Here is a 2,569-nt window from a genome sequence, read left to right as displayed (position 1 = left end):
TTCCTGCCAATTTCCGCGAGTTGATTATGGTTGCAGCCATAAATGTTTTTCCGGTGCGCATTTCCGAGTTGATTGCAAAAACTTTCATCCGCCATATTTTCTCCACTTTTTCCCGTTGTTTTGGCTTCAATTCTATTCCGGCAGGATGAATGAGCGTATAGTCAGGAAGCGTGAAGAACTGCCGGTTCTCTTCCACTTCGCGCAGCGTGAAGCTGTCTAGCGTTTGCGGTACCCTTCCGGTTATCTCCTGAAATTTGAACGGCGCCACGTTGAGCGAATTGCGAAATCCCTGCACGGGGATTGCAATGGATTTGGGTATCCACTGCACCACCCCGTTCAGGTAACATTTATATGCTTTTTCGGTGGAATTTTCATAATCCACCGTGTCAAACTTCATTGTTATCCGCGGAATTCTGCCAATCGCCATACTGGTTAACCTTTAATTTTTTCATTTCCTTGTAATCATCCACCTTCACGCGATAGGTGTTGGTGGCAGACAGCGTATATATGTCGCGCAGCATCAGCGTTTCGCTGGCGCCAACCACATAGTAGCGTTTTCCGCGCAGTTCCACAATATCATTTTCCTGCAGCCAGAATGTGCCGCGTTCAATCTTTTCACCGCTGTTCAGCGCGTTGATCCACTCCAACAGCGTAACGGTCTCTTTTTTCACTTTCCCGTTTTCGCCGATGCTGATTTTCAGCATCCGGTTTTTATCGCTGAAAACAAAGTCGATTTTGCGGTTATATTTTGCAGATTTTGAAGTTTTGCCGCTGCCGTCTGTGCTGTGCAGCGGAAATATTTTTTCGGCGCTCTGCATCACGCTCACCCGTTTGATTGATTTGCCGTTATGCAGCACCGGTTCATCAATCAGGGATTCAATCCCTTTTTCATGCGAACCATATTCCGCAATGCGCGCTTCAATTTTCTCACGGATAGCCTTATCCATGATTTTGCGGACCATGGGCGCGGTGAGCTGGTCAACCGGCTGCCGCACTTTGTAAAAAACATCAGTGATGATTTTCCCTTTTGCATCGCGGCGTTTGAAAACCCGTTTTCCAAACACGGTTTCGCCGTGCAGTCCGAACCGCGGCACGTATCCGTGCGCCGTTTTCTTTGCAAACTTGATTTTTGGACGTGCCAGGGGCGCATTTTCAAAGTCAATCCGTTCACAAACGGGTTCTAACGCATATAATCCAACGCTGTCTTTGCCCACACTTTCTTCTTTCAGATGATCAAAATATTCAATTGTATTCTGGTCAAGGTTTGCCAATGTCCAGGCTTTGCACAGGTAATGCCTGGCATCATCTTCAGGGTATCCCGGCTCAATCCACTGCCGCGTGTAACGGCTGATCAGCTTATTTGGCATGTTTTGCCCGTTTCTGATTGTTGCAAAACATTTGGTGTTGTAGTCGCTGTTTTGCCGGCGCGAAATCCAGTCGGCTGGAATTTCTTCGTTGTTCATCAGCAGGAATCGCTGTTTGTTTTCGGGCATGGTTTCAACAAGTGCGCGGTATTCTTCCTCAATACCCGACACCCGGGCGAATTCCAATCCGGTGAGCCGGTTTTTCTTTTCGTTAAGCTTCACCGGCGAAAGTACCTGATTGCTGTAACCGCGTTCAAAAAGGAGACTTTTCGGCACAATATGGTCGATGTTGTATTTGTCAGAGTAAAGTTCTTCCAATGGAATCACGTAATCCGGTTCGTATGGACTAACGCCTTCGCTTTCATTCCACAATTTCAGTTTCAACAGGTTGTATGATGAGAGCTGTTCGTTTTCTTTTGCAAATTTTTCATCGCGGCGTCGTTGCTGTGCCATCGCCTTGCGCTGTTTGTTGCCGGCTTTCAGCAGCGGATCAATTTCAAACCATATTTCATTAATTTCAAAATCTTTGCAAAGCTGCTCAACCAATGCTTTATAACTAAAATAGTGCTGCTCTAACACCACATTGCGCAATGCCACATTTTTGAAGTCCACTTTTCCATAAACCTGCATAATGGCATCTTTCAGCTTCGTTCCGGCAACCATCTCCGGCATTAATTTTCGGATTGCCTTCATGCTGAACCCGGAATGACCAAGTTTTGAAAAGTCAAAATCAAGCAATTCACTGATTTGATGGTCAGTAAAACCATATTTGTTTTGAAGCAATTTTGCCAGCCGATCATCGTCGGTGGCGCTGAAAAGTTCCTGCCAAAGCGTGTAGCGAAAGCTCGCCGGTATGGGATGTGGCTCCAACGAAGTTCCAATTCCCAAAAACATTTTATTGATAGGATTTCCGGCAATCATTTTTCCACTGAACCAGCTGAATTGCGTACTTCGTTTGAAACCTAAGTCGCGGCAGCAGGAGGCTTTGGTGAGGTTGGTTCCGGTATTGCACCGCTCAAACCACTTTTGACGCAATTCAAACGGAATTTCCACTTCGTTTCTTTCCGGATCATAAATTTTGATGTTCAGAACATCGCGCCATACGCGGAATTCCTGATAAACAGGGTTGCTGGCGTGTGTAACCGTGCGGTTGGGTTCATAGTCGCATTTTGGCACTCTTCCTTTTTTCAGCGGATTTTGAAAAT

The 2,569-nt window shown here is 46.1% G+C and carries 2 protein-coding genes; both read right to left on the bottom strand.

Annotated features, from left to right (window positions below; genetic code table 11):
- A partial coding sequence (locus WC959_12980; protein MFA5690029.1) for a hypothetical protein occupies nucleotides 1-397 on the bottom strand: 397 nt, incomplete at its 3' end.
- On the bottom strand, nucleotides 387-2,569 hold a 2,183-nt coding region (gene cas9, locus WC959_12975; protein ID MFA5690028.1), incomplete at its 5' end, for a type II CRISPR RNA-guided endonuclease Cas9. The genes cas9 and WC959_12980, both read right to left, overlap by 11 nt.

The sequence above is a fragment of the Kiritimatiellales bacterium genome, assembly GCA_041656295.1.
GTDB lineage: Bacteria > Verrucomicrobiota > Kiritimatiellia > Kiritimatiellales > Tichowtungiaceae > Tichowtungia.
The sequence above is the reverse complement of the archived record's forward strand: the minus strand, read 5'-3'. Positions and strand labels throughout refer to the sequence as shown.